1 protein-coding gene is annotated in these 284 nt (G+C 79.2%); it reads right to left on the reverse strand.

From position 1 onward, the window contains the following. Positions 1-62: 62 nt before the first annotated feature. Positions 63-284, reverse strand: a 222-nt coding sequence (locus tag GTW67_RS26570; RefSeq protein WP_161167313.1) for a tetratricopeptide repeat protein, incomplete at its 5' end; no start/stop codon positions are given.

Here is a 284-nt window from a genome sequence, read left to right on the forward strand (position 1 = left end):
GGGCCACCCGGTCGGGGCGCGCAGGTGCCGCTGCCGGGTGGCTCGCTCGGGGCGTCGCCGGTTCAGCGAGGGGCGGGGCGGCGGGGTTGGGCCGCTTTGCGGTAGAGCTCGGCCGCCTGCGGGCCTCGGCCGAGCTGTTCCAGGCAGTGGGCCTCGTCGTCGCGGCTCGCGAGGGTGTCGGGGTGGTCCGCGCCGAGGACCCGCTCGCGGGCGGCGGCGACCTCGCTGTACTCGGTCAGCGCGGCGGACCAGCGGCCCAGCCAGCCCAGGCCCACGGCGACCTC

This window comes from Streptomyces sp. SID5910 (assembly GCF_009862125.1).
Classification (GTDB): Bacteria; Actinomycetota; Actinomycetes; order Streptomycetales; family Streptomycetaceae; genus Streptomyces.